The sequence below is a fragment of the Lawsonibacter asaccharolyticus genome, assembly GCF_022453915.1.
In the GTDB taxonomy this organism is placed as follows: Bacteria; Bacillota; Clostridia; order Oscillospirales; family Oscillospiraceae; genus Lawsonibacter; species Lawsonibacter asaccharolyticus.
The window spans coordinates 628,292-651,648 of record NZ_CP091870.1 but is presented as its reverse complement, the minus strand read 5'-3'; the positions used below and the strand labels follow the sequence as shown (position 1 = coordinate 651,648).

Sequence of the window (23,357 nt, the reverse complement as noted above, 5' to 3'; positions counted from 1 at the left end):
TGACAAAGATTTGACATCCAGACGGTCGCGTTTCCGTTTCGCAGCCGCTAAACTTTACAATAGCGTTTTTTACCCTTTGAAATTTTCTGCTGTGACCCCGAAAATCCGGCGGCGTGTCCGTATCCTTCTGCCGGAGGGGGATGGAGGGATGGCAATGGTGCGCACAGAGCACGACATCGTTTCCCAGGTACAGGCGGCCAAGACGGACTCGGAGGCGGCGGACGCCCTCATCCGGCAGTACATGGGCTTTATCCGCTCGGAGACGGTGAAGTTTCTCCACACCGCCCCGGAAAACGGCCACGAGGACGAGCTGAGCATCGCCATGCTGGCCTTCTATGAGGCGGTGCTGGCCTATGAGAAGAGCCGGGGCGCCTTTCTGCCCTACGCCGCCCGGGCCATCAAAAACCGGCTCATCGACCACTACCGGACGGAGAAGCGCCACGGCAATGTGATCTCCCTCCACACCCCCCTGGGCGGGGAGGAGGACGGCGGCGAGCTGCTGGACACCATCCCCGACACCGCGGACCACGGGTCGGACTATGCGGTGCGCACCGCCAGCCGGCGGGAGATCCAGGAGTTTTCCGAGAAGCTGGCCCAGTTCGGCCTGACCTTCTCCGACGTGGCGGACAACTGCCCCCGGCAGGAGCGGACCTTCGCCGCCTGCCGCCGGGTGCTGGACTTCGCCCGGACCCAGCCGGAGTTGCTGAAACGGGTGGAGGACACGGGCAAGCTGCCCATGGGGGAGCTTGCCGCCGGCTCCGGCACCGACAAGAAGACCATGGAGCGGCACCGGAAGTACCTGGTGGCCATTCTGCTGGCCTTCACCAACGGCTATGAGATCATCCGGGGCCACCTGTGCCAGGTGGGCTCCAAGAGAGGGGGCGACGAGGCGTGAACTATCTGGTCATGGAGGTACACCCGGCCTACGCGGTGGTGCTGGACGAGGAGGGCCGCTTTTTGAAGGCCGCCAACCTGCGCTATCAGGTGGGGGACACGGTGCGGGACATCGTGGAGCTGCGGCGCCCCAGGGAAAAACGCCCCGCCCTGTGGAAGCCCCTGTCCGGCGTTGCCGGCCTGGCCGCCTGCCTGTGCATCGTGTTCTTCGGCTATTACCAGCCCAACTTCGTTCCCTACGGCGCCCTGCGCATCCAGATCAACCCGGATGTGGAGCTCACCCTCAGCCGCACCGACCGGGTGCTGGAGCTGGAGGGGCTCAACGCGGACGGCCGGGTCCTGATCGAGGGCTACGACTATGGCGGCAAGGATCGGGAGGACGTGACGGAGGAGCTGGTGGAGCGGGCCATCGATATGGGCTACCTCTCTGGCGGGGAGACGGTGTCCATCACAGTTACCAGCGCCGACGCCGACTGGCAGGCCCGGGAGGAACAGGCGGCCCGGGAGGATCTGGAGGAGCGGTACGGGGAGACCATCGTGATCCAAATCGGCCCTGCCCCGGAGGAGCCGCCGGCCACCGAGGTGGTGATCCCGGTGGCGCCCCCTGAACCGGAACCTACCCCAGAACCACTTCCGGAGCAGACCGATCCGCCCGTTGTCCCGTATGACACGGACGATCGACCCGGCAGCGGCGGTGCGACCGGCTACCAGGATACCGATTACGGCCCTGACGCGGACGGGATCACCGACTATGAGGATACGGATTACGGTCCTTACAGCGACGGCGTCACCGACTATGAGTCTCACAACGATGGCCCTTATGTGGACGGTGACACTGACTATGAGGACCGGGACGATGACCGGGATACCGGTGATGACCGCTGGGAGGACGACGGCGATGATCGCTGGGAAGACGATGAGGACGACTGGAATGATGATGACGATGACGGAGATCGGGATGACGACGATTAAAGCAAAAAATTTCCGACGCGGCCCCGGTTTTGAAGGCCAGCCGCCGTATCCTTCCAGTGTAAGTCAAGGAAAATCAAAAACTCCCAATTCCCTTTTGTGTTCCTGAATTCAAAATTTTCCATAGTGTTCCCGCCCCCTGCGGGGGCGGGAACACACAAAAGAATTGGAACATAAAAAAGTTTTCCCAGACCCCGGTTTTGAAGCAGCAGCTCCGTAATCTAAAATCAGAACACAAAACCAAACACCATGTTCAAGGAGATGAAAGACATGAAACAGAACATCCACACCAAATGGTTTGCCCTGACCCTGACCACCGCCCTGGCCCTGACCGCTCTGACCGCCTGCGGGAACGGCGCCGGCACGGCGTCCCTCCCCGAGGCCCCCGGCACCAGCGCCCCCCTTCTGGAAGAGAGCGGCGGCGCCGTGGGCACTGTCCTGCTCAGTGTGAACCCGGAGATCGAGATGGACTATGACGACGCTGGCAACGTGGTGGCCCTCACCGGCCGCAACCAGGAGGCCCAGACTCTGCTGGCCTCCTACACCGGCTACCAGGGCCGGCCCTGTACCCAGGTGGTGGGAGAGCTGGTGGACGAGATCAATGCCCTGGGCTACTTCGACGCCACCGTGGGCGGCCACGAGAAGAACATCATCCTGAAGCTGGAGCGGGGCTCCGCCTATCCCAGTGACCAGTTCCTCAATGAACTGGCCGAGGCGGTCCGGCTGGTGGTGGAGACCGACCAGATCGGCTCTCAGCCCGTGACCCTGGACCAGGACGACTACGACGATGCCTACGGCGACAAGGGGTACATCAACGCCTCCGCCGCCCAGAGCATCCTCTCCACCCAACTGGGCCGGGACGACCTGCAATTCGTGGAGAAGGAGTACGACCTGGACGACGGGGAGTACGAGGTGGAGTTCGTCCTGGACGGCGTGGAGTACGAGTACGAGGTGAACGCCTACACCGGCAAGGTCACTGAGATGGACGCGGAGTTCCAGGACTATGACGACACCGACTATGGCCCGGGCAACGACGGGATCACCGATTACGGTATCACCGACTACGATGACACGGACTACGGCCCCAACAATGATGGCGTTACCGATTACGACGATACCGACTACGGCCCCAACGCGGATGGGATCACCGACTACGACGACACGGACTACGGCCCCAACGCGGACGGAATCACCGACTACGACGACACGGACTACGGTCCCAATGCCGATGGCATCACCGATTACGACGATACCGACTACGGTCCCAATGCCGATGGCATCACCGACTACGACGACTGGGGTGATGACGACGACTGGGACGACACGGACTACGACGACCGGGACGACGATGACGACTGGGACGACGATTGGGACGACTGAGCCCCTCCGCCTGCGCCACGAGGTCAAGCACCAGCTCTCTCCCCAGGAGGATCTGGTGCTTACCTCCCGGCTTCAGAAGCTCTTTCCCCGGGACGGCCACGCCGGGCCGGACGGCTCCTACCGGGTGACCAGCCTGTATTTCGACACCCCCTACGATACCGCCCTCCGGGAGAAGCTGGACGGGGTGGACCGGCGGGAGAAGTTCCGCCTGCGGTACTACGGGGAGCTCCCGGGTTTTCTCAAGCTGGAGAAAAAATTTAAGGTGGACGGCCTGTGCGGCAAGCGTTCCGCCCGCCTGACTTTGGAGGAGGCGGAGCGGTTGCTCTCCGGGGAGGACGCCTTCCTTCTGGAGCGGGGTGAGCCCCTGCTGTCGGAGCTGTACCACAAGCTCCGGGGGACGTTGCTGCGGCCCAGGACAGTGGTGTGCTATGACCGGGAGGCCTTCCTGTACGCCCCCGGAAATGTCCGGGTGACCCTGGACCGGGACCTGCGCACCTGCGGGGACAGCACCGGCTTCCTGTCCCCCGGTTCGTTCCCCCTGAAACCTCTGGACGCTTTGACGGTGCTGGAGGTCAAGTACGACGCCTTTCTCCCCGACCTGGTGCGCCTGGCCGTCCAGATACCGGATCGCCGGGCGGTGGCCTGTTCCAAATACGCCCTGTGCCGGCGGTTTGACTGAAAACGAAGAAAAGAGGAGTGGCTGCCATGCCCACGTTCACCTTTCAGGACATCTTCAAATCCAGCTTTCTGGAGCGGCTGGACGCGGTCTCCCTGCCGGACGCCGTCATCGCCCTGGCGCTGGCCTTTTGCCTGGGCCTGTTCATCTTCCTGGTCTATAAAAAATGCTACGCCGGCGTCATGTACGCCCCCAGCTTCGGGGTGACCCTCATCGCCCTCACCCTCATCACCACCCTGTTGATCCTGGCGGTGACCAGCAACATCGTCCTCTCCCTGGGCATGGTGGGCGCCCTGTCCATCGTCCGCTTCCGCACCGCCATCAAGGAGCCCATGGATATCGCCTTCCTGTTCTGGGCCATCGCGGCGGGCATCGTGCTGGCGGCGGGGCTCATCCCCCTGGCGGTGGTGGGTAGCCTATTTGTGGGGGTGGTGCTGCTGGTGTTCTCCCGGCAGAAGAACGGGGAGTCCCCCTACATCCTGGTGGTCCACTGCGCCGACCAGGCTGTGGAGGGGCAGGTGCGGGCCCTGGTGGAGGCCCGGGTCCGGCGGCTGAACCTGAAGAGCAAGAGCGTGGCCCCGGGCCAGATCGAGCTGAACTACGAGGTGCGCCTGCGGGAGGCCGACACCGAGTTCGTCAATGAGCTGGGGGCCATGGAGGGCGTGGGGAACGTGGTGCTGGTCTCCTACAACGGGGACTACATGGGGTGAGGCCATGATCCGCCACCGGCATATCGACCGCATCTGCGCCGCGGCCATCCTGCTGGCCCTGATCCTCACCGGCCTGCTTTGCTTCGGGGAGGTTCTTGGCCTCCGGCCAGCCAGCGCCGCGCCCGGGTATGCCTCCCGCCTCTTTGACGACGACCGGGTTCACACCGTGGACCTGCGGGTGGAGGACTGGGCGGCCTTTCTGGAAAACGCCCCGGCGGAGGCTTATATCCCCTGCACTGCGGTCATCGACGGAGAGGAATTTTACCAGGTGGGCCTGCGGGCCAAGGGGAACAACTCCCTCCGGCTGACGGAGGAGTACGGCCTGCCCCGGTACAGCCTGAAGCTGGAATTCGACCACTATGTGGACGGCGGGAATTACCACGGCCTGGACAAGCTCTCCCTGGACGCCTCCTTCCAGGACAACAGCTACCTCAAGACCTGGCTGGTCTACCACATGATGACCTATATGAAGGTGCCGGCCCCTCTGTGCAGCTATGCCTGGGTGACGGTGAACGGCGCCCCCTGGGGGCTGTTTCTGGCCATCGAGGAGCCGGAGGAGGCCTTTGCCCGGCGGAACTTCAGCCCGGATCACGGTCAGCTCTACAAGCCGGACTACCGCTCCCTGAACGCAGAGAACGCCGACGTGGCCCTGCGGTACACAGGGGACGATCCCGCCCTCTACCCCAATATTTTCGACAACGCCAAGTTCTCCACCGACGGGGCGGACCGGGAGCGGCTGATCCAGGCCCTGCGGGTGCTGTCCACCGGGGAAGATCTGGAGACGGCAATCAACGTGAACGAGGTGCTGCGATACTTTACAGTGCAGGTCTTTGTGATGAACTGGGACAGTTACCTGGGCCATACCGGCCACAACTACTTCCTCTACGAGGAGGACGGGGTACTCTCCATCCTGCCCTGGGACTACAACCTGGCCTTTGGCACCTACGCCTTGGGCATGACCGATCCCATCCGGGACCCCGACGTACTGATCAACTGGCCCATCAACACCCCCGCCCGGGGGGAGACCATGCTGAAACGGCCCCTCTATCACAATCTGATGAAAAACAACGGCTATTTTGCTCGGTATCACGCCTATTTCGACCAGTTGCTCACGGAGTATTTCGAGAGCGGCCGGTATGAGGCGGTCATCCGGCAGACCCAGGCCATGATCGCCCCCTATGTCCAGGCCGACCCCACCGCCTTCTGCTCCTATGAGGACCACCTGCTGGCGGTGGATACCCTGCTGGAGGTGTGCCGCCTGCGCTCCGAGAGCATTCGGGGACAACTGGAGGGGGACTATCCCATCACCCTGGCCCAGCAGGGGGCGCAACCGGGGGCGGGGGTGGACGCCTCCCATGTGGATCTGCGGGCGCTGGGGGATTTCGACGACCTGGAGGCGGCAAGGGAGCGGCAGGATGAGGCCGCGGCGGTGGTGGAGTGACGCAGGGAAAGAACATGGAATGCGTTTCAGAACAGATCCACGCCAATTTGGTGCTTGATAAACGAAAAAATCAGGCCGCCGGTTCCGAAAGGAACCGGCGGCCTGATTGCAATTTCACCGTTGTCACATTTCCGCCAGATAATACCGCAGGTTCTTCGCCGTTCCTTGCTTTTCCAGCAGGCCGTCCCGGGTCATCTCCCGCAACAGCAGGATCGCCGTGGCCTGGGAGACGCCCAGCGCCGCCTCCACGTCCTTCCGGACGACCCAGCCGTTCTCTCTGCACAGCCCGATGACCTTCTGCACCCGGGCCTCTCTCTTGCCCAAACTGGTGGCTGGCCGGGCAGGCGGGGTATTTTCTGCTTCGCGGCTGAAATTCAGGTTCGGCAGGGTGATCTTGAAGGCATGGTCGGTGGCCTCGATAGCCGGCTGCACCGCCGCCCCGGCGTAGCACTCGTGGATACGGAGAATGCCGGTTCCGTAGGCCTCGATCAGCCGCAGGCGGTAGAAGATGTTGGCCAGGTCAGGGTTACGCAGCACTGATACGCCCAGGCGGATGTCCTCCAGCCCGATGCCCCTGGCCAGGCCGCCGATGGTAACGAACTCGATCCGATCCTCAAAGATACTGATGAGGGTGGGGCCGCTGAAGGCGTAGTCCCGGTGGACCAGGGCGTTGAGCAGCGCCTCCCGCACGGCCTCGGGCGGGTAGTCCCGGATATCCACCCGGTCCAGGCCGGAGAACTCCGCCCGGGTGCGGTTGAATCGGTCGATATAGCCGTAGGCATCCTCCAGTTGCTGGAGCAGAGAGCCGGTCAGCTCCTGCCGGTCCTTGAAGACCGACTTTTTGCTGCCCTCGAAGACCGCCAGCTTGACGGTGTGGTTGCACTGGTCTGAGAGCAGGAATGCCAGGTTGGTGTATGTACCGTCCGGACCGATCAGATGGAGCGTGCGCATCTGAGACGGGCCGAAGGCCACGTTCCGGCTCCGGAAAAACGCCGAGGCCTGCTCAAAGGTGAGTCGCTGCTCCAGGGAGCGGGCGGCCTCGTAGCTGTCGCCGCTGGTCTCCTTGATCATGTCCAGAATTGCCGCTTCGCTGGCGGGGACGGTGGAGGCCCCTTGACGGACAAAGACACCCTCCGGGCGGATACCCTTGCTGTGGAGGTAGTAAGGCCGGGCCGTTCCCCGCTGGACCCGGACGCAGATCACCGGCTTTCCCTCCATGGTCTCACAGCGGCACTCCAGGAACATCGTCAGGTCCGGGCGCACGGCGTCCCGGATGGCGTTGGTGACCCGGAGCATGGTGCCGTCTGCGTCGTCCACGCCGCGCACCGTGCCGTCGTCCTCAATGCCCACATAGAGGGTGCCGCCGTCGCAGTTGGCGAAGGCGATGGCGGTATTCTTGATGTCGTCCACATACTCCCGCTTCAGCTCGGTCGTTTTGTTTTCCGTGAACATGATGAACCTCCCACAAGCAATCTAATAATCTGATAATTATTATATTAGATTTCCGCGGGATTGCAAGGGGATTTTGTCTCCATGGAGCTATTTTATTGGACCATGCCGCTCAGGCTGTGAACGCAAAAGTCCTCGTACAGCGTATCTGGTTTTCTGATTTGCGTTCAGCGTAGACCTAATGTCGAGCCGCGGTTTTCCGCGCCGCCGAAGGTTTGCGCTGAACGTATTTTTGCGCCCGGCTGAAATTTCCCAAAAAAGTTTTTCTAAGGGGGGCAAAAACAGGGAGCCTTTTCTCCATTTATTATGAAAGGGCAATCACGGGCGCCTCCACCGGCAGGAGTTTTGAAAAATTTTTGCCGGGAGGGGGTGAAAATACCCCCTTCATTTCTACATGCTTAATGAAGGGGCTTTTCAGGAGGCTTCCCGCCCCGAGCCCTTATCCTGTTATGAGAGAAGGTCTTTCCCATGAAATCACACGATCCGATCCGCAGTGAACAGCGCCTGCTGGAGGCTCTCCGAGCCGCGGAGACGGCGACGCTCGCCCTGCGGGACTATGCCGCCACCGTCCTGCCGCCGGGACCGCCCGCAGCGGGAGGCCCGTCCATCGGCGAGGAGGCGCCTGCCAGGGTGGAGCTGCTGGAGGGCGGCTGGCTGGCCGTCACCCTGGAGGCCGTCCTGCCCCGCCGGGGCGACAGCGACCGCAGCCGCTTCCTGGCCCACTCCCTGCGCGCAGCCATCCGCCGGGCGTTCCCGGACCGGCTGCCGCCCAAGTTCCACATCTGCGTCCTGGCCTATGAACATATCTACGGCCCGGGCCGCCGCTTTTTGGACCACGACAACCTGGAGCTGAAGCACTGCCAGGATGTGCTGGAGGCGGCGTTCCTCACCAACGATACCTCCGCCCTCTGCTCCGCCTTCCAGTGCAGCCACCGGGGCGAACGGAACGCCACCCGCATCTGGGTCCTGCCCGCCGAGGCGTTCCCCAAGTGGCTGGAGAGCCATCGGGAGTCCTGGGCCGGACCACCGGAAACCTGAAACAATAGCGGAAAAATGATCCGAAAAAACATACCGATTTCTGATTTTTCGCGCCTGCAGATTTTCGGTGCCGCTTTTTGGCCGGAAAGCCAGTATCCCCAAGGGGGCCGGCCGCGGACTTCCAACGCCGTTGGGATCTTTATGGTTTTGAGGCAGTGCGGCAGCGGCAGTCTGTCGGACAGAGCCTGTGCCGGACAGATCCCGCGGGGAATGGCGGCAGTCTGGGCAAGGAGCTCAGTGTGAAAAGAGCCGCGGGCTGTAGAGATCGCAGTACTTAAGATATGAGGATGATACAAGATGAAATGGAATACAGAATATTTTGGCTTTCGCCTGCTGGTGTTCGTGGGGTTCTGCGGCGAGGTGCCGGTGGCGCTGCTGCGGAAGGCGGGCGGCTGCTATGACTATCGCCGGCGGGTGGTAACGGAGCTGGTGCGGACGGGATATCTGAAGGAGCGGAAGTTCCGGGGAGAGCGCCGCCGTGTGGTCCGCTCCCTGTCTCTGACCAGCAGGGGGCTGAACCAGATCCAACACCTCTCTCCCGGCCGGGCGGAACAGATCCGGGCACGCCTGCTGGCTCCGGCCGACGGCCAGGGGGACTGGAGACGGACCCAGCGGCTCCACCGGAACGCCGCCTGCCTGCTGCTGGCCCACCAGCTGGGGGCACGATGGGTCCCGGGCAGGCGCAGGGACGACGCCAGGCGGAAGGAGCTGGTCTATTACAGCGCCTATGAGCTGAACAAGGTCTGCGGCAAGGACAACAAGTCCGCCCGGGTGTCCGGGGTGCTGCTGACGCCTGGCGAGCGCTATTACGCCCTCTATTACCTGGGCCGCCGGAATATGCGGTGGAACCCCGAGACGGAACTGCTGTTCCGGGATCAGTTCGAGCAGTCGGAGGCCGGGGCCGGCTTTTCCTACAGCGGCAGCATCCTGCTGGGGGAAGCGTGGGAGCAGGCCGCCGACCTGGTGCCCCATGCACTGAATCCGCGCAGCCGCCTGATCCGCTTTGCCCGGGAGGACTTCTTCTACTACATCGCCTTTGACGAGAACGGACGCCGGCTGCTCCGAGCGATCCTGGACGAGCACTGCCTCTACCAGCTCCAGCAGTACCTGCTGCGGGAGGCGCACTGCCCGGTCACCAACGAGCCTGTGTACTTGTTCCCCCTGGAGCTGCTGGCGGGATTCTATCAGCTACCGGGGGAGCGGCAATACCACGTCCGGCCGGGTCTGGGCTGGTTCTTCGATTTCCAGATGCCCGCCATAGAGCGGCTGTGCAACACCGGGGCGGAGTTGGTCTCCCTGCCCGGCAGCCTGCTGGCCGGTCTGGACCGGAAGGAGGGGGAGCGGAATGGATCGTGAGAAGATCATCACCGCCGCCGAGCTGATGGATATGCAGTTCCTGCCCCGTTCCACGGTGGTGGACGGGATGCTCCCCGCCGGGTGCTACATTCTGGCGGGAGCCCCCAAGGTGGGCAAGTCCTTCCTCATGGCCCAGCTGTGCTGGTGTGTGGCTACAGGGACCCCCTTCCTGGGACAGCCCACCCACCGCTCCCAGGTGCTGTATCTGTCTCTGGAGGACACGGGGGAGCGCGTCCAGGGCAGGCTGATCCGGATGTTCGGTGTGGAGCACCCAGTGGGACGCCTCCATCTGAAATTTGAAACCGACCTGCGTGGGAGAGACCTGCTGGCGATGCTGGAGGGCTTCTTCATGGATCACCCAAGTGTCCGCCTCGTTGTCATAGACACCTTCCAGCGGGTGCGGGAGGGCGGCGGCGCTCAGTACAGCTACCAGAGCGACTATGAGGAGATCCGCCCCTTCAAGGAATTTACCGACATCCACGACGTGGCGCTAATCCTGGTCCACCACACCCGGAAGAACACGGAGAGCGAGAACTCCTTTGACCGGATCAGCGGCACAAACGGCCTGCTGGGGGCGGCGGACGGGGCCTTCCTGCTGTACCGGGAAAAGGGCCGTGTGATTCTGGACCAGACCGGGAAGGATCTGCCGGGACAGCGGATGATCCTGGACTTTGACCCGCAGCGCTGCCTGTGGACGGTGGTGAGCCGGGAGGCGGGGATCGCGGAGCCGCCTGAGCCGCTGCTGGATCTTATCGACCAAGTGATCGGCGGGGGGTGGCAGGGGACAGCCACGGAGCTGCTGGAGCGGCTGCGCCGGCTGGACCCGGAGCTCCCTTACCGGGCCAACACGCTGACCCGGAAGCTCAACGCCCTCACCCGCCGGCTCAAGGAGGAGAAGGGCATCGAATACTGGAAGTCCCGGAGACCGGAGAGCCGGCAGCTCACCTTCCTGCGCACAGAGGACGAGGAGGAAGATGAGGAGCGTGACGATGATGACGATTCCGCCCCCGCGAGGGAAATACCGTCATTACCGTCATTGGGATCAGAGAGCGGCGGTGATGGGGATGGCTGAGATGGTTCCAGTCTGGGAGAAGGCCAACCTGACCCTGGAGGAGGCCGCGGCCTACTTCGGCATCGGCATCAACAAGCTCCGGGATCTGACCAACGAGGAAAGCTGTCCCTTCGTGCTCTGGAATGGAAGCAAACGGCTGATCAAACGAAAAGCGCTGGAGAAATATTTGGAGACTGCCTATTCCATATAGGTGGTAAATTCCAAGGCTGTATGGTAAAATCAGATACAGCCTATCGAGCGCTTTTCGAGAAAGGAGGATCAAAACTTGTCCGAAAAGCGCCGGGATCAGAGAGGCCGTATTCTGAAAACAGGCGAGAGCCACCGGAAAGACGGTCTCTATATGTTTCGCTATACCGACACCCGAAAGCAGCGCAGATACATCTATGCCAGGTCACTGGAGGAGCTGCGCCGGAAGGAGGCCGAGATCCAGAGGGACCTGGCGGACGGGATCGACTATGCCGCCGGGGAGATGACAGTACTCGAACTTGTCACCCGGTATATGGATCTGAAGCGCACCCTGAAGGAAAACTCCTATCGCGCCTATGATACGGTCATCAACCGTATGCGGAAGGACCCCTTCAGCCAAAAGCAGATCCGGCAGATCAAGCCCTCCGACGCCAAGACCTGGTTCGTCTCCCTCCACGACCGGGGGTACAAGCAGAGTACCATCAGCACGGTGCAGTGCGTGGTTCGCCCCGCTTTTGAGATGGCTGTGGATGATGACATGATCCGCAAGAACCCGTTCAAATTCAAGCTCTCAGACGTGATCCCCAAGGACGCCTTCGTGCGGACGGCCCTCACCCGGGAGCAGCAGAACCTGTATCTCCACTTTTTCCAGGAGTACGGCGGCGGGAACTATTACGACGACATCGTGATCCTGCTGGGCACCGGGCTGCGGGTCAGCGAACTGTACGGCCTCACCAAAGCGGATTTGGATTTTACCCGCCGCTGTCTCTATGTGCGACGCCAGCTGTGCAGGACAGCCAACCGGCCCTATTTCATCACCAGCCCCAAAACCAAGAGCGGGATCCGCACCATCCCCATGACGGACATGGTCTACATGGCCCTTAAGCGGGTGCTGAAGGATCGGATGCCTCCTAAGACGGAAATGGTGGTGGATGGGTGCAGCGGCTTCCTGTTCCTGGATAAGGACGGCAGGCCAAAGGTGGCCATGCATCTGGAGAACTACATGCGTCTTCTCCAGCGGAAGCACCGGTGGGCCCTGGGGGAGGATTTCCCCGTGGTCACGCCCCATGTGCTGCGGCATACCTTCTGTACGAATCTGCAGCGGGCGGGCATCGACATCAAGAGTTTGCAGTACCTCATGGGACACTCCAGCGCCAGCGTCACCCTGGATGTCTACACCCACACGGACTACAACTCCGTCAAGCACGCCTTTGATCAGATCGCAGCCAACCTGTGACAGGATCAAAACCGGACATTTTCCATACACCGCTTCTTACACCATTTGCGTCGAGACTTATCCATATCTGTGTAGATTTACGGGAGATCCGAACTTCGGACGCGCACCCCAAAATCCCGCAAAATCCCTGCGGCAGAAGGGATACGGAGGCTTGTACACACCTGCGTGGGCAAGCCTTAAAATCCCCGGGAAGGGCGGGCGGCATGTACTAAGACATGCCTCGACCTCTTGAAAACGCTGAACTTTTGCAACACAGGAGTGCAGCCCTTATGCCAAGCTTACTCCACAAACGCAAAAATAAAAGCGCGTAACAGGGTGAACCAAAGCCGACACTTACAGTTTTGTAGGTGTCGGCTTTTTCTTTTGTTCTGCTAAATCTTAAAGACATTAAATTTCACAACTCCATATCCACATATACAAGAGGAGCTGCTTGACAATATCGTGCCGCGATGTTAGAATGGGAAAAAGCAATATCGTGAGACGATATTGCAGAAAGAGGTGCCATGATCGATATGAAAGATAGAGGGGTACTGACAGAGTCAATGTTCTATGTGCTGATGTCTTTCCTGCACCGTGAAATGTGTGGTATTGAGATCACAGAATTTGTAGAACAGAAGACCAATGGACGGGTGCGTCTTGGTCCCGGTACGCTTTATACATTGTTAGGCAAATTTCAAGATGAGCACCTGATCGAAGAAACACAAACCGATGGCCGCAAACGCAGCTATCGGCTGACTGAGAGAGGCAGAGCAGTATTTAAGGACGAGCTGGCACGCCTAAAAGCCTGTGTCCTTGATGGAGAGGAGGAATTTTTATGAGCAAGACTGTGATCCGTATAACACCAGTTGGCGGTTTTGATATTCCAGGGTTAGAAAACTGGTTCGCTGTTATGGCTGGGAAAGGACTGCGCTTTTCCATGACCACTGGCCCCCTCACCATTTTTGAAAAGACAGCGCAACAAACGGTACAAATCCATTTAGAGCCGATTCGCGGAGCAGTAAATGATGATCCAGAGCTAAATGCGCTTTACGAAGATGCAGGCTGGCACTACTGGGGGATCTTCCGCGGAAGTTTCTATGTCTTTGCCTCTGACGACTTGACGGCGCAGGCACATACAGACTCGGAAACACAGGATTATGCGTTAAAGCGCTTTTTCAAAGAGAAAGTGATTGGAGGTGTACTGCTTGCCTTCGGAAATGTGCTTTTGCTCAGCCTTTATCAAAACGGCTCCCCATGGGAAATTGATTGGACATGGCTCAGATATTATCCCGTTGAGACCTTTTCCAACCGACCTGTGCTCCCGTTCCTACTGACAGCGTTTGGGTTGTTGCTGATTGACTTATCGTACTTGTTGGGGCTTTTCCATTTACTGTGCTACCGAAAGGCGATTAAAAGCGGGACAGTTCCAAAGAGACACGAAAGAGTCGGCTGGTTGTTGGCGATAGGATTCGCGTTTTTGCTTCCGGTCTTTATCAATACCATACAGTTGTTTGCGGGAACAGATTACCGCCCCTATGATCTAGCAGGTTCCGGCTTCATCACTCTGACGGACATTGAGGGAGAAGATCTGCCGCTCTCCCGGGATGTGTTTTACAGCATGGACTATATCTCTCATGGTGGAACGCTACTCGACCCGGAATCTTGGTATTTTCATCAGTATGGTGCATTCAACGAGGATGACCGCCCAAATGACGTACCTCATCTGGAGGTCATCATCACTCGTTACCCATTGGATATACTCGCCGAAATGCGGGCAGAGGAATGGAGCAGGCAGAAATTTAACAACTCCGGTGACTATCAGCAGTTTGATGTTCTCGATGAATGCTTGTACGCCAAACGCGAAGGGCGAACTCATGTCAATGAGATAACCGGGGAACCGCGTGTTTTTCTGCCCGGCGGCATCCTCGTGCTGCGTCGCGGAGATACCGTCCTGTTTGCCGATTACTATGGAGAACAGGATCTCTCTGAACATATTGAACATTTTGCGCAAATGTTAATGGACCTGTAATCCCAGCTTATCGGGCTGATAAAAAATCAAACTAATATCTCAGCGGTGGGGCAGCCAGCCTGCGGCTGTCCCACCTTGATAACAGACAAAGCACAGCCTGCGGCCCCCGTCAACGGCTGCTTTTGCCGTCCATTTCGACCATTGACAGGGTAGAGACCTGACACAAAAAAGTCTTGACAAATCAAGGGTGGGATGCTATAGTGAACATCGTTCAGAATGGGGCGTGAAAACGTGAACACGGTCATCACTTCCAAAGAGGCCATCTTGGAGACCAGCCGTAAGCTGATCCAGGAGAACGGCTGGGCGGCCGTCAACATCCGCAGCGTGGCGCAGGCCTGCAATATCTCCGTCGGCTCCGTCTATAATTATTTTGACAGCAAATCTGACCTGATCGCCGCAACGGTGGAACGCGTCTGGTGCGATATCTTCCACATCCCTGATGGCCAGACCTCCTTCAAACGGTTTCCAGACTGCATTGAATGGGCCTATGAACGTATGCGGCGTGGGAATGAAATATATCCCGGTTTCTTCTCCATGCACTCCATGAGCTTTGTCGGTGAAGATAAGTCCAGTGGGCAGGAGCTGATGGCAAAATCGTGGAAACACATTCAGGAGGGCTTCCACATGGTCCTGATGCGGGATAAAAATGTAGATCCGGCGGTTTTTGACGACGTCTTTACTCCTCAAAAATTTGTTGAGATCATCTTCTCTCTGATCATCTCCTCTTTGCTGCGGCACGACTATGACTGTGCCGGCATTGTCAGGATGGTGGAACGGATCCTTTACCGTTAAAGAATTCCCGTTCATGCGGGAATTCTTTATCCAGCAAAATGAACAAAGTTCATATCAAGTAGGAAAGCGAGGCCTCTTTATGCAAGCTATTGTTGAAACACTGTTTGATGCAGTCTATCTGACTTCCGTGATCGCCATTGGCGTCACCATGATCGTAAAGAGCAGGGGAAACAAAGAGTACTGGCTGTTCGGCATCATGGCCGTCGTCCTTGGCGCCGGCGACGCCTTCCATCTGGTCCCCCGGGCTCTGGCTCTCTGCACCACTGGTCTGGAAAACTTTATCGTCCCCCTGGGCATAGGCAAATTCATCACCTCCATTACCATGACGATCTTTTACATCATCCTCTACTATGTGTGGCGGGTCCGGTACAAGGTCAATGGTCAAAACGGCATTACCGCCGCCGTGTATCTGCTGTCTGCCCTGCGGATCGCCCTCTGCTTCTTCCCTCAGAATGCATGGCTGAGCGCCAATGCGCCGCTTTCCTGGGGCATTTACCGGAACATTCCCTTTGCGCTTTTGGGCCTGCTGATCATCGTCTTGTTCTACAGGAGCGCCCGGCAAGCAAAGGACCGCGCGTTCCGCAATATGTGGCTGACCATTGTGCTCAGTTTCGGTTTCTACATTCCCGTGGTCCTCTGGGCAGACGTCGTCCCTATGATTGGTATGCTGATGATCCCCAAGACCTGCGCCTATGTCTGGACGGTCCTGATCGGCTTCAAGGCCATGAAGGCCAGCACAGAGATCTGATAAAAGATACCGCTGGCTGTCTTGCTGATAGCCGGCGGTATCTTTTTCACTTTTGGACTGCCGAAGTTAGAATATCCAGAACTGGCCTTCATTCTGTACACTTGCCTATCCAAATTGGTGCTCCTTTATTATAGCTCGTAACACAAAGCAAAGAGCCACCCCTTCTTCAAAAACACCTATACAATGTAGGTTTCAATAATTTCCCCTATGAAATAAAGCCCAGAATGACCGGCCTCCAAAATGAACCGACAGACATGTTTAAACTGCTGAAACAAAATCGTTTTCTTATCTTTGTCCCCGTTTACTAAAGCGTATTTTTTCCACCTATCCAATATAAAATTTTGTACACCCCGCAAGCGCATTTGTTAACTTTTGGTGACTTCCATTTCAAATAGGAGATTTCAATGATATAATAAAAGTTAAGAACTGCTGTTGCATAAGGTTTGCGGAAATTTTTGTAATTTCCAAAAGAGAGGGCTTATTATGAAAGAGAATTCCAAAAAAGCAGGGATACACCTTTTGGAAAAGGGCAAGCGGGGGATTTTCCGGGTGATCTTCAGCCGCTCTGGATTGATCCTCGTCCTGCTGGCCATGCAGGTGCTGTTCCTGTTCAGCATCTTTCACTGGTTCGAGGCCTTCCTGCCCCACATTTACGGCGGCGTTGTAATCTTCACGTTTTTTATGGTACTGTATCTGCTCAACAGCGCTATGGACCCCACCGCCAAGATCACGTGGCTGGTGGTGGTCATGCTCCTGCCGGTGTTCGGCGCCCTGCTGTTTCTTTACACCCAGAAAAACATTGGCCACCGGGCTCTGAAAAAGCGCTATGCGGAATTGAATACGGAAACTGCGGAAACCCTTGTCCAGTCCCCGGAGACAGCTCAGGCCCTGGGGCAGTCCGACCCCGGAGCCGCGGCGCTTGCCCGCTATGTTCAGCGCAGTGGATGCTATCCGGTCTATGACCATACTGCCGTCACCTATTTCCCACTAGGCGAGGACAAGTTCCGGGAGATGCTGATCCAGCTGGAGCAGGCAAAGCGGTTCATCTTCCTGGAGTACTTCATCGTGGATGAGGGGGAAATGTGGGGCAAGATCCTGGAGATCCTGGCGCGGAAGGCCAAAGAGGGCGTGGAGGTCCGTATGCTCTACGACGGCACCTGTGAGCTGTCTACCCTGCCCCATGACTACCCCAGGCGGCTTCGATCTCTTGGCATTCAAAGCAAAATGTTTGCCCCCATCAAGCCCTTTGTCTCCACCCATTATAACTACCGCGATCACCGGAAGATCCTGGTGATCGACGGGGAGACCGCCTTCAACGGCGGCATCAATCTGGCGGATGAATACATCAACGCCTATGAAAAGTACGGTCACTGGAAGGACACCGCCGTGATGGTAAAGGGCGAAGCAGCCCGCAGCTTCACCAGGATGTTCCTGCACATGTGGTACTTGGATGAAAAGGCACCGGATTTTGACACATTTCTGAATGTACCGGCAAAGCAGCAGTCTGCAAACGGTTTTGTCATGCCTTACGGAGACTGCCCCTTGGACAAGGACAAGGTGGGCGAGCAGGTCTACATGGATATGCTGAACCGGGCCCAGAAGTATGTCCATATCATGACGCCATATCTGATTTTGGACGGTGAGCTGGAAAATGCGCTCAAGTATGCCGCCGAGCGCGGTGTTGATGTGCGGATCATCCTGCCTGGTGTTCCAGATAAGTACATCCCCTTTGCCCTTGCGCTGACCCATTACAGATCCCTGCTGGAATCCGGGGTGAAGATCTACGAATACACCCCCGGCTTCGTACATGCTAAGGTCTTTGTCTGTGACGACCGGGAGGCTGTTGTCGGCACCATCAATCTGGACTACCGCAGCCTCTATCATCACTTTGAATGCGCGACCTATCTGTGGGGAACGGACTGTATCCCCCAGATCCAAGACGATTTTGAAAAGACACAGGGTAAATGCAGGGAAGTCACGCTGGATCTGCTCCCAGCAGAGCCACTCAAGCGCCGGTTGCTGGGCTTTATTGCAAAAGCCGCCGCGCCGCTGCTGTGACCGGCCCAGGGAACAGATGTTCAAGCCCCGGTGGATACCTATGAAAGGTGACCCGCGCCGCCCCCTATCCCGTGAAGTTTAATATGTAAAACAACGACTTCGCTGTTCGTCCCCAAACGGACTGGCAGCTGAAAATAACCGGTCCCAGATGAAACAACGCTATGGGTCTCTCCAGTCTGAAAGTGCCCATAGAATCCGCGTCTGCCGTATGCCCACTTGGTAAACAGTGTGGCGGGGAAAAACTGTCCTTTATGGGTATGCCCACAAAGGATCAAAGCGGCCCCCGCTTTGACGGCATCTTCGATGCCTAAAGGGTTGTGGTCAATTACGATCTTCGGCTTCTCCGTACCCACACCGGCGAACAGTTCAGAAATGCCCTTGCGGGCAGGATTCCCCAAGATATCATCCCGACCGACGATCAAGAAGTCCTCTGTTTCTGCACATTCATCAATCAGCAGATGTATTCCAGCCTCCTCGAAATATTCCTTGACCTCTTTATGGCTCGAATCCGGATCATGATTCCCCAGCACAGCGTAGACGTTTCCCTCTGGCTGGAGCCTCTGTAGTTCTGCTTTGACACCATCCATATCACAATGCCCGAAGGCATCTTGATCAAAGGTGTCACCGGCCATGATGACAAGGTCTGGCTGCAACCGATTGACTGCATCAACTATTTTGTGGAGTTGTTTCCGATCCACATAGCTCCCGGTATGGATATCGCTGAGCAGTACTGCCTTTACCTCAGATCTTTGGTGCTTGCTGCTGGCAGCAATGGGTATCGAATACTCTTTCACAAAGATCTTTCTGGCATGGACAAATCCATAGGCAGACAGAACAGCAGCCAACAGCAGTGGAATGAGGTATAGCCGCCCATCGGAGGCTCCGCAAAGGGATCTTATCAGGTCGAACAAGAAAAAACAGATCACTGTGCTTGGAAAAAAAGAAAATATGATTCCACATAGGTTGAATAACTTCTGTGTTTTCTTGTTCTCTCTGTGGGTATTCACATAGATGAGCATATAGGTGCAAAACACTGTCAGTATCAAAAAAATTGCCAGTTGGAGGTCAAGGCCGGCAAATCCCTCAATCAGTATGCCCAATCGGCTGGACAGATAAATCGTCAGCCCAAAACCTAATATACAAAAGAGGACAGAGAACACACGCCCTCTAATAAATTTGCTGAACCACACTTGCATTGTGAAACCTCCTCTGTCGCCCGATATTTAGATGCCAAGATATCTGCTTTTGGTTTTGTTTTATACATATAAGAGGAGTGCAAGGAGTTACTCTCCATGCACTCCTCTTGTTTTTAAGTGAGGGGCTCTTTGAGTTTCGGATTCGCATCCAGATTTTCAGCCATCTTCTCTGCAATTTGGCAGACCTGCGCAAAATCCTCTTTTGAAATGCCTTCCGCAATACAAGTAATGAATTTGGTTTGAGCCTGTGTGAGCTTGTCCAAAATCGGGGCCGCTCTCGGCAGCAGACGCAGATGGATATATCGGCTATCCTCTTGGTCACGATATCCTTCAACCAAACCAGACTTACGAAGTGACTCTAAGCTCCTGCTTACCATGCCGGGAGAGAGGCAGGAGTACTCAATGATATCCCGTGCAGTATCTTTAGGCGCACTGTTGTAGAGAGACAATATACAAGCCATCTCACTCATTTTGATCCCGTCTGGTTCTACCGCCTGATAGCAGTATTGATAATACGCCTTCTGTATTTTATGGAATGTTCCTACGACGTTCTTCATCGAATATCAACTCACTTATGATGTTTCACCAGCCCAAACGCCTTGACGATCTCCAGTACGACCACGGGAACGACCGCCAGCCCAAAGCCCAGCATATACAGCTTCATAGGAAGACGGATGAGGCCAAACACGGAGGCGATCGGAGGAACAAAAAGCACCAAGCACATCAAAGCAGTGGAAACAAGGCTGGCTAGATTCAGATATTTGTTAGTAAATAGTCCGGTCTTAAACAGCGATTTATGGGAGCGCATATTGTACGCATGCAGGATCTGCGCAAAGGCCAGCACAAGGAAAGCCATGGTTCGGCCACCTTCAATGGCACCGGTGACCTGACTGCCAACACGGAATCCGATCAGTGACAGGATCGCAAACATGACACCCTGCAAAACAACTTGAATTCCAAGCCCGTTGGCGAAAATCCCTTCCTTTTTGGGCTTTGGCTGACGGTCCATCACATTGGGGTCGATGGCCTCCATTCCCAGGGCAATAGCAGGCAGAGAGTCAGTGACTAGATTGATCCACAGCAGCTGCATGGACAGGAAGGGGGCCTGATTCCAAAGCAGCATGGCAATAAAAGTGACCAGCACCTCGCCAATATTGGTACCCAGAAGGAACGCGACCGCCTTTTTAATATTGTCATAAATACCTCGGCCCTCTCGAACAGCAGAAACGATAGTGGCAAAGTTATCGTCCATCAGCGTCATATCAGAGGCGCCCTTGGCAACATCAGTACCAGTGATCCCCATCGCGCAGCCAATATCTGCTGCCTTCAAAGCGGGGGCATCATTGACACCGTCACCCGTCATGGCTACGATCGCGTCTCTGCGTTGCCAGCCCTTGACGATCCTTATTTTATCCTCTGGAGACACACGGGCATAAACTGCGATATCTTCAATCTGCTGATCCAGCTCTTCCTCGCTCAGCTTGGCCAGCTCATTTCCAGTCACAGCCCGGTCACCAGGCTCCATGATGCCGAGCTGCTGGGCAATAGCGGACGCAGTGAGCACATGATCTCCAGTGATCATTATCGGCTTGATACCTGCCTGACGGCAAACAGCCACCGCCTGCTTGGCCTCTTCACGAGGCGGATCGATCATGCCGACCAGTCCGATCAGTGTCAGATCGTGCTCTAAAGTTTCCGAAGTGACTTCTTCCGGCACCTCATCAATGACCTTACAGGCCACCGCCAACACACGTAGAGCCTGCCGACTCATCTCCTCTACCACGTTGGCGGCCTTCTCCGTCAAGCCGTCAGTACAGCGTGAGGCTAGGGTGTCGAAACCGCCCTTGGTAATGACAACTAATTTGCCACTAATCCGACAGACCACACTCATGAGCTTACGGTCGGAATCGAAGGGGACCTCAGCTACACGGGGGCACGCCTTGTTCAAGTCGTCTTTACAAAAGCCATTTTTCAGAGCGGCAGCAACGATACAGGTTTCCGTTGGGTCGCCGATATCCACTTCTTTCCCATCTTGAATGGTGACTATGCCGTCACAACACAGGGTCCCAAGTTTGAGCAGAGTCTGGATCTCAGGCGTGTTGGCGGAAGAGATATCTTCTCTGAGATCACCTTGGACACAGTAGCCCTGAATGAGGGTCATACGGTTTTGGGTCAGAGTACCTGTTTTATCTGAGCAGATCACCGAAGCACCGCCCAGTGTCTCTACAGCGGGGAGTTTTCGAATGATGGCATTGCGCTTGGCCAGCCGGGTAACACCGATGGACAGCACGATGGTAACGATAGCGGGAAGGCCCTCTGGGATGGCAGAAACCGCCAGAGAGATCGATACCATGAAGATCTCCATCAGCTCCATGCCACTGGCCAGACCGATCGCAAAAATCACTGCGCAGATGATGATCGCCAGAACACCCAGCATCCGCCCAAGCTGGGCCAGCTTTTTCTGCAGAGGTGTCTGAGTCTGTTTCTCGTTGTTCAGGATCCCGGCAATATGGCCCATCTCGGTGTTCATGCCAGTAGCTGTCACAACTGCTTCACCATGGCCGTAGGTCACGCTGCATCCGGAGTAGACCATGTTCAGCCGGTCTCCCAGAGGCGCACTGGAGGCCACCACAGCCTGAGCGTCCTTCTCAACCGGAACGGATTCACCAGTAAGAGCAGACTCCTCCACATTCAGATTGAAAGCCGAGATCAGGCGCCCATCTGCGGGAATGTAATCGCCCGCTTCGATCAAAACGATATCCCCGGGCACCAGTTTGCTGGCGTCAATGATGGATTCCTGTCCATCACGACGCACTCGCGCATGGGGAGCAGACATATTTTGAAGTGCTTCCAGTGATCTTTCTGCCTTGCTCTCCTGAACCGTACCCATGATGGCATTCAAAATGACAATGAGCAGGATCAGAGCCGGCTCAAAAAACTCCGTTGGATCGCTACCCTGCAATGCTACATAGAAGGAGATAGCCGCTGCAGCCAGCAGGATGAGAATCATGGCATCTTTGAACTGGCTGAAGAATCGTTCAACAACGGTTTGCTTTCTCTTTGCCTTCAAGCGGTTCTCCCCTACTTGGGTCAATATCTCCTCAGCATGGGTGGAGGTCAACCCCGATCGTGGTTCCGTTTTCAATTCACTGCATACATCTTGCGAGGATCGATCATACGCTTCCATAGTGAAATAGTCTCCTCATTTTTATTGCAGACAGTTTATTATTAAACTATCTGTGCAGTAGCATATTGCGAAAACAATGTTCTGTCAATTGGTGTCCAAGCATTTTTACAATCAATTCACAAATATGTTACAGTTCATATATAAATGAAGTAATTTTCCTGGTTCGAGCAAAGAGACGGCCCTTCTTTTGAGCCTGTTTCAAGATATTAATCTAGATGCAGTTTTGACTTTATCCTTACCGGCAGGGAGTCACCAAATTTTCATCCCTTCAAATCAAACAAACCGCAGAGAACTCGAAGCTGTGATGATGACCGGCGGCATTGGCCTACAGGCAAGCGGTCTGGCATCAGAGCGTTTCATCGCAGTCTTTTTATTCCGGACTAGGGGCGTCCCTGCTTCTTGCTGGGTTATTGTTCGGCCAGAACTTTGTAAGGGCACCGTTTTTTCTGCTGCAGTTCAAAATAAAACTGAAAATTCAAATCAGGAGGAATACAAATGAAACGCTATTTGAATGAGGCTCTGCTATATGCCGTCCTCTCACTGGTCGGCGGGGTATTTTATCGGGAATTTACCAAGATCCATGGATTTGTTAAGAAAACCACTCTGGAGGTGGTACATACGCATTATTTCATACTCGGTATGATCGTTCTCTTGCTGCTCCTTCTTCTGGAAAAGAATTTTTCTTTCACCAGTCCGAAGACAGATCGGATCCTGGTGGTTTATCATGCAGGTCTGAATTTGACCGCTGTGATGCTCATGGTGCGTGGAGTGACTCAGGTACTAGGAACCGCTCTTTCTTCCGGCATGGACGCTGCTATCTCCGGTATGGCTGGCATCGGACACATCCTTCTGGGAGTAAGCTTGGTTCTCTTGTTACTTCAGATCCGGCGCAGCATATCTAACGCAAATGCATAATTGCTGTACAATCTTTGATTTGAAAGGACTATCCGTATCCACCGA

The 23,357-nt window shown here is 56.5% G+C and carries 22 protein-coding genes; 18 read left to right on the top strand and 4 right to left on the bottom strand.

The annotated features are described in order from the left end of the window. Nucleotides 1–148 precede the first annotated feature (148 nt). From L9O85_RS02965 to L9O85_RS02940, 6 genes are all read left to right on the top strand, one after another. Nucleotides 149–895, top strand: a complete 747-nt coding sequence (locus L9O85_RS02965) for a sigma factor (RefSeq protein ID WP_301579530.1) — start codon at nucleotides 149–151, stop codon at nucleotides 893–895. Continuing rightward, on the top strand, nucleotides 892–1,866 hold the full coding sequence (locus tag L9O85_RS02960) for an anti-sigma-I factor RsgI family protein (protein WP_301579528.1): 975 nt from the start codon (nucleotides 892–894) through the stop codon (nucleotides 1,864–1,866). The genes L9O85_RS02965 and L9O85_RS02960 overlap by 4 nt, the downstream gene beginning before the upstream one ends. Nucleotides 1,867–2,133: 267 nt before the next feature. Further along, complete coding sequence (locus tag L9O85_RS02955; RefSeq protein WP_301579526.1) at nucleotides 2,134–3,243, top strand: PepSY domain-containing protein; 1,110 nt, start codon at nucleotides 2,134–2,136, stop codon at nucleotides 3,241–3,243. Continuing rightward, complete coding sequence (locus tag L9O85_RS02950; RefSeq protein ID WP_301579524.1) at nucleotides 3,212–3,922, top strand: polyphosphate polymerase domain-containing protein; 711 nt, start codon at nucleotides 3,212–3,214, stop codon at nucleotides 3,920–3,922. The genes L9O85_RS02955 and L9O85_RS02950 overlap by 32 nt, the downstream gene beginning before the upstream one ends. 26 nt (nucleotides 3,923–3,948) lie before the next feature. Next, entirely contained in the window at nucleotides 3,949–4,629 is a 681-nt protein-coding gene (locus tag L9O85_RS02945) for a DUF4956 domain-containing protein (RefSeq protein ID WP_301579523.1), read from the top strand. A 4-nt stretch (nucleotides 4,630–4,633) separates the two neighbouring features. Continuing rightward, a complete protein-coding gene (locus L9O85_RS02940) occupies nucleotides 4,634–6,070 on the top strand; it encodes a CotH kinase family protein (protein WP_301579521.1) in 1,437 nt (478 codons plus the stop codon). A gap of 123 nt (nucleotides 6,071–6,193) precedes the next feature. On the opposite strand, the gene L9O85_RS02935 is transcribed toward L9O85_RS02940, so the two are convergent. Next, complete coding sequence (locus L9O85_RS02935) at nucleotides 6,194–7,522, bottom strand: RNA-binding domain-containing protein (RefSeq protein ID WP_291258363.1); 1,329 nt, start codon at nucleotides 7,520–7,522, stop codon at nucleotides 6,194–6,196. Between the two features lie 465 nt (nucleotides 7,523–7,987). On the opposite strand from L9O85_RS02935, the gene L9O85_RS02930 reads away from it, so the two are divergent. From L9O85_RS02930 to cls, 10 genes are all read left to right on the top strand, one after another. Then, the gene (locus L9O85_RS02930; protein WP_301579518.1) at nucleotides 7,988–8,557 is read left to right on the top strand and encodes a DUF6100 family protein; all 570 of its coding nucleotides are present in this window, start codon (nucleotides 7,988–7,990) and stop codon (nucleotides 8,555–8,557) included. Nucleotides 8,558–8,854: 297 nt separating this feature from the next. Then, a complete protein-coding gene (locus L9O85_RS02925; RefSeq protein ID WP_291258362.1) occupies nucleotides 8,855–9,913 on the top strand; it encodes a hypothetical protein in 1,059 nt (352 codons plus the stop codon). Then, nucleotides 9,903–10,985, top strand: a complete 1,083-nt coding sequence (locus L9O85_RS02920) for an AAA family ATPase (protein ID WP_301579514.1) — start codon at nucleotides 9,903–9,905, stop codon at nucleotides 10,983–10,985. The genes L9O85_RS02925 and L9O85_RS02920 overlap by 11 nt, the downstream gene beginning before the upstream one ends. Further along, nucleotides 10,978–11,175, top strand: a complete 198-nt coding sequence (locus tag L9O85_RS02915; protein ID WP_087268312.1) for an excisionase — start codon at nucleotides 10,978–10,980, stop codon at nucleotides 11,173–11,175. Before L9O85_RS02920 ends, L9O85_RS02915 begins: the two co-directional genes overlap by 8 nt. Before the next feature lie 75 nt (nucleotides 11,176–11,250). Beyond that, nucleotides 11,251–12,408: a tyrosine-type recombinase/integrase gene (locus tag L9O85_RS02910; protein WP_301579511.1), complete on the top strand. Its 1,158-nt coding sequence runs from the start codon at nucleotides 11,251–11,253 to the stop codon at nucleotides 12,406–12,408. A 503-nt stretch (nucleotides 12,409–12,911) separates the two neighbouring features. Further along, the gene (locus L9O85_RS02905; protein ID WP_242850257.1) at nucleotides 12,912–13,226 is read left to right on the top strand and encodes a PadR family transcriptional regulator; all 315 of its coding nucleotides are present in this window, start codon (nucleotides 12,912–12,914) and stop codon (nucleotides 13,224–13,226) included. Beyond that, the gene (locus L9O85_RS02900; protein ID WP_301579508.1) at nucleotides 13,223–14,416 is read left to right on the top strand and encodes a DUF2812 domain-containing protein; all 1,194 of its coding nucleotides are present in this window, start codon (nucleotides 13,223–13,225) and stop codon (nucleotides 14,414–14,416) included. Before L9O85_RS02905 ends, L9O85_RS02900 begins: the two co-directional genes overlap by 4 nt. Before the next feature lie 231 nt (nucleotides 14,417–14,647). Further along, nucleotides 14,648–15,208, top strand: coding sequence for a TetR/AcrR family transcriptional regulator (locus L9O85_RS02895; protein WP_108979649.1), 561 nt, complete (start codon nucleotides 14,648–14,650; stop codon nucleotides 15,206–15,208). Nucleotides 15,209–15,287: 79 nt separating this feature from the next. After that, on the top strand, nucleotides 15,288–15,956 hold the full coding sequence (locus tag L9O85_RS02890; RefSeq protein WP_050622615.1) for a hypothetical protein: 669 nt from the start codon (nucleotides 15,288–15,290) through the stop codon (nucleotides 15,954–15,956). Nucleotides 15,957–16,439: 483 nt separating this feature from the next. Further along, a complete protein-coding gene (cls, locus tag L9O85_RS02885; protein WP_301579505.1) occupies nucleotides 16,440–18,014 on the top strand; it encodes a cardiolipin synthase in 1,575 nt (524 codons plus the stop codon). A gap of 38 nt (nucleotides 18,015–18,052) precedes the next feature. On the opposite strand, the gene L9O85_RS02880 is transcribed toward cls, so the two are convergent. The 3 genes from L9O85_RS02880 to L9O85_RS02870 form a co-directional block, all read right to left on the bottom strand. After that, nucleotides 18,053–19,210 carry a metallophosphoesterase gene (locus L9O85_RS02880; RefSeq protein ID WP_301579504.1) on the bottom strand — a complete coding sequence of 386 codons (1,158 nt, stop codon included), beginning with the start codon at nucleotides 19,208–19,210 and terminating at the stop codon, nucleotides 18,053–18,055. Between the two features lie 113 nt (nucleotides 19,211–19,323). Next, on the bottom strand, nucleotides 19,324–19,767 hold the full coding sequence (locus L9O85_RS02875; RefSeq protein WP_050622617.1) for a MarR family winged helix-turn-helix transcriptional regulator: 444 nt from the start codon (nucleotides 19,765–19,767) through the stop codon (nucleotides 19,324–19,326). A gap of 11 nt (nucleotides 19,768–19,778) precedes the next feature. Further along, nucleotides 19,779–22,397, bottom strand: a complete 2,619-nt coding sequence (locus tag L9O85_RS02870) for a cation-translocating P-type ATPase (RefSeq protein ID WP_301579503.1) — start codon at nucleotides 22,395–22,397, stop codon at nucleotides 19,779–19,781. A gap of 187 nt (nucleotides 22,398–22,584) precedes the next feature. Between L9O85_RS02870 and L9O85_RS02865 the strand changes: the two genes are divergently transcribed. Both L9O85_RS02865 and L9O85_RS02860 read left to right on the top strand, forming a co-directional pair. Continuing rightward, on the top strand, nucleotides 22,585–22,896 hold the full coding sequence (locus L9O85_RS02865) for a hypothetical protein (RefSeq protein WP_301579501.1): 312 nt from the start codon (nucleotides 22,585–22,587) through the stop codon (nucleotides 22,894–22,896). Beyond that, complete coding sequence (locus L9O85_RS02860) at nucleotides 22,893–23,312, top strand: DUF2871 domain-containing protein (RefSeq protein ID WP_256182759.1); 420 nt, start codon at nucleotides 22,893–22,895, stop codon at nucleotides 23,310–23,312. Before L9O85_RS02865 ends, L9O85_RS02860 begins: the two co-directional genes overlap by 4 nt. Nucleotides 23,313–23,357: the final 45 nt, after the last annotated feature.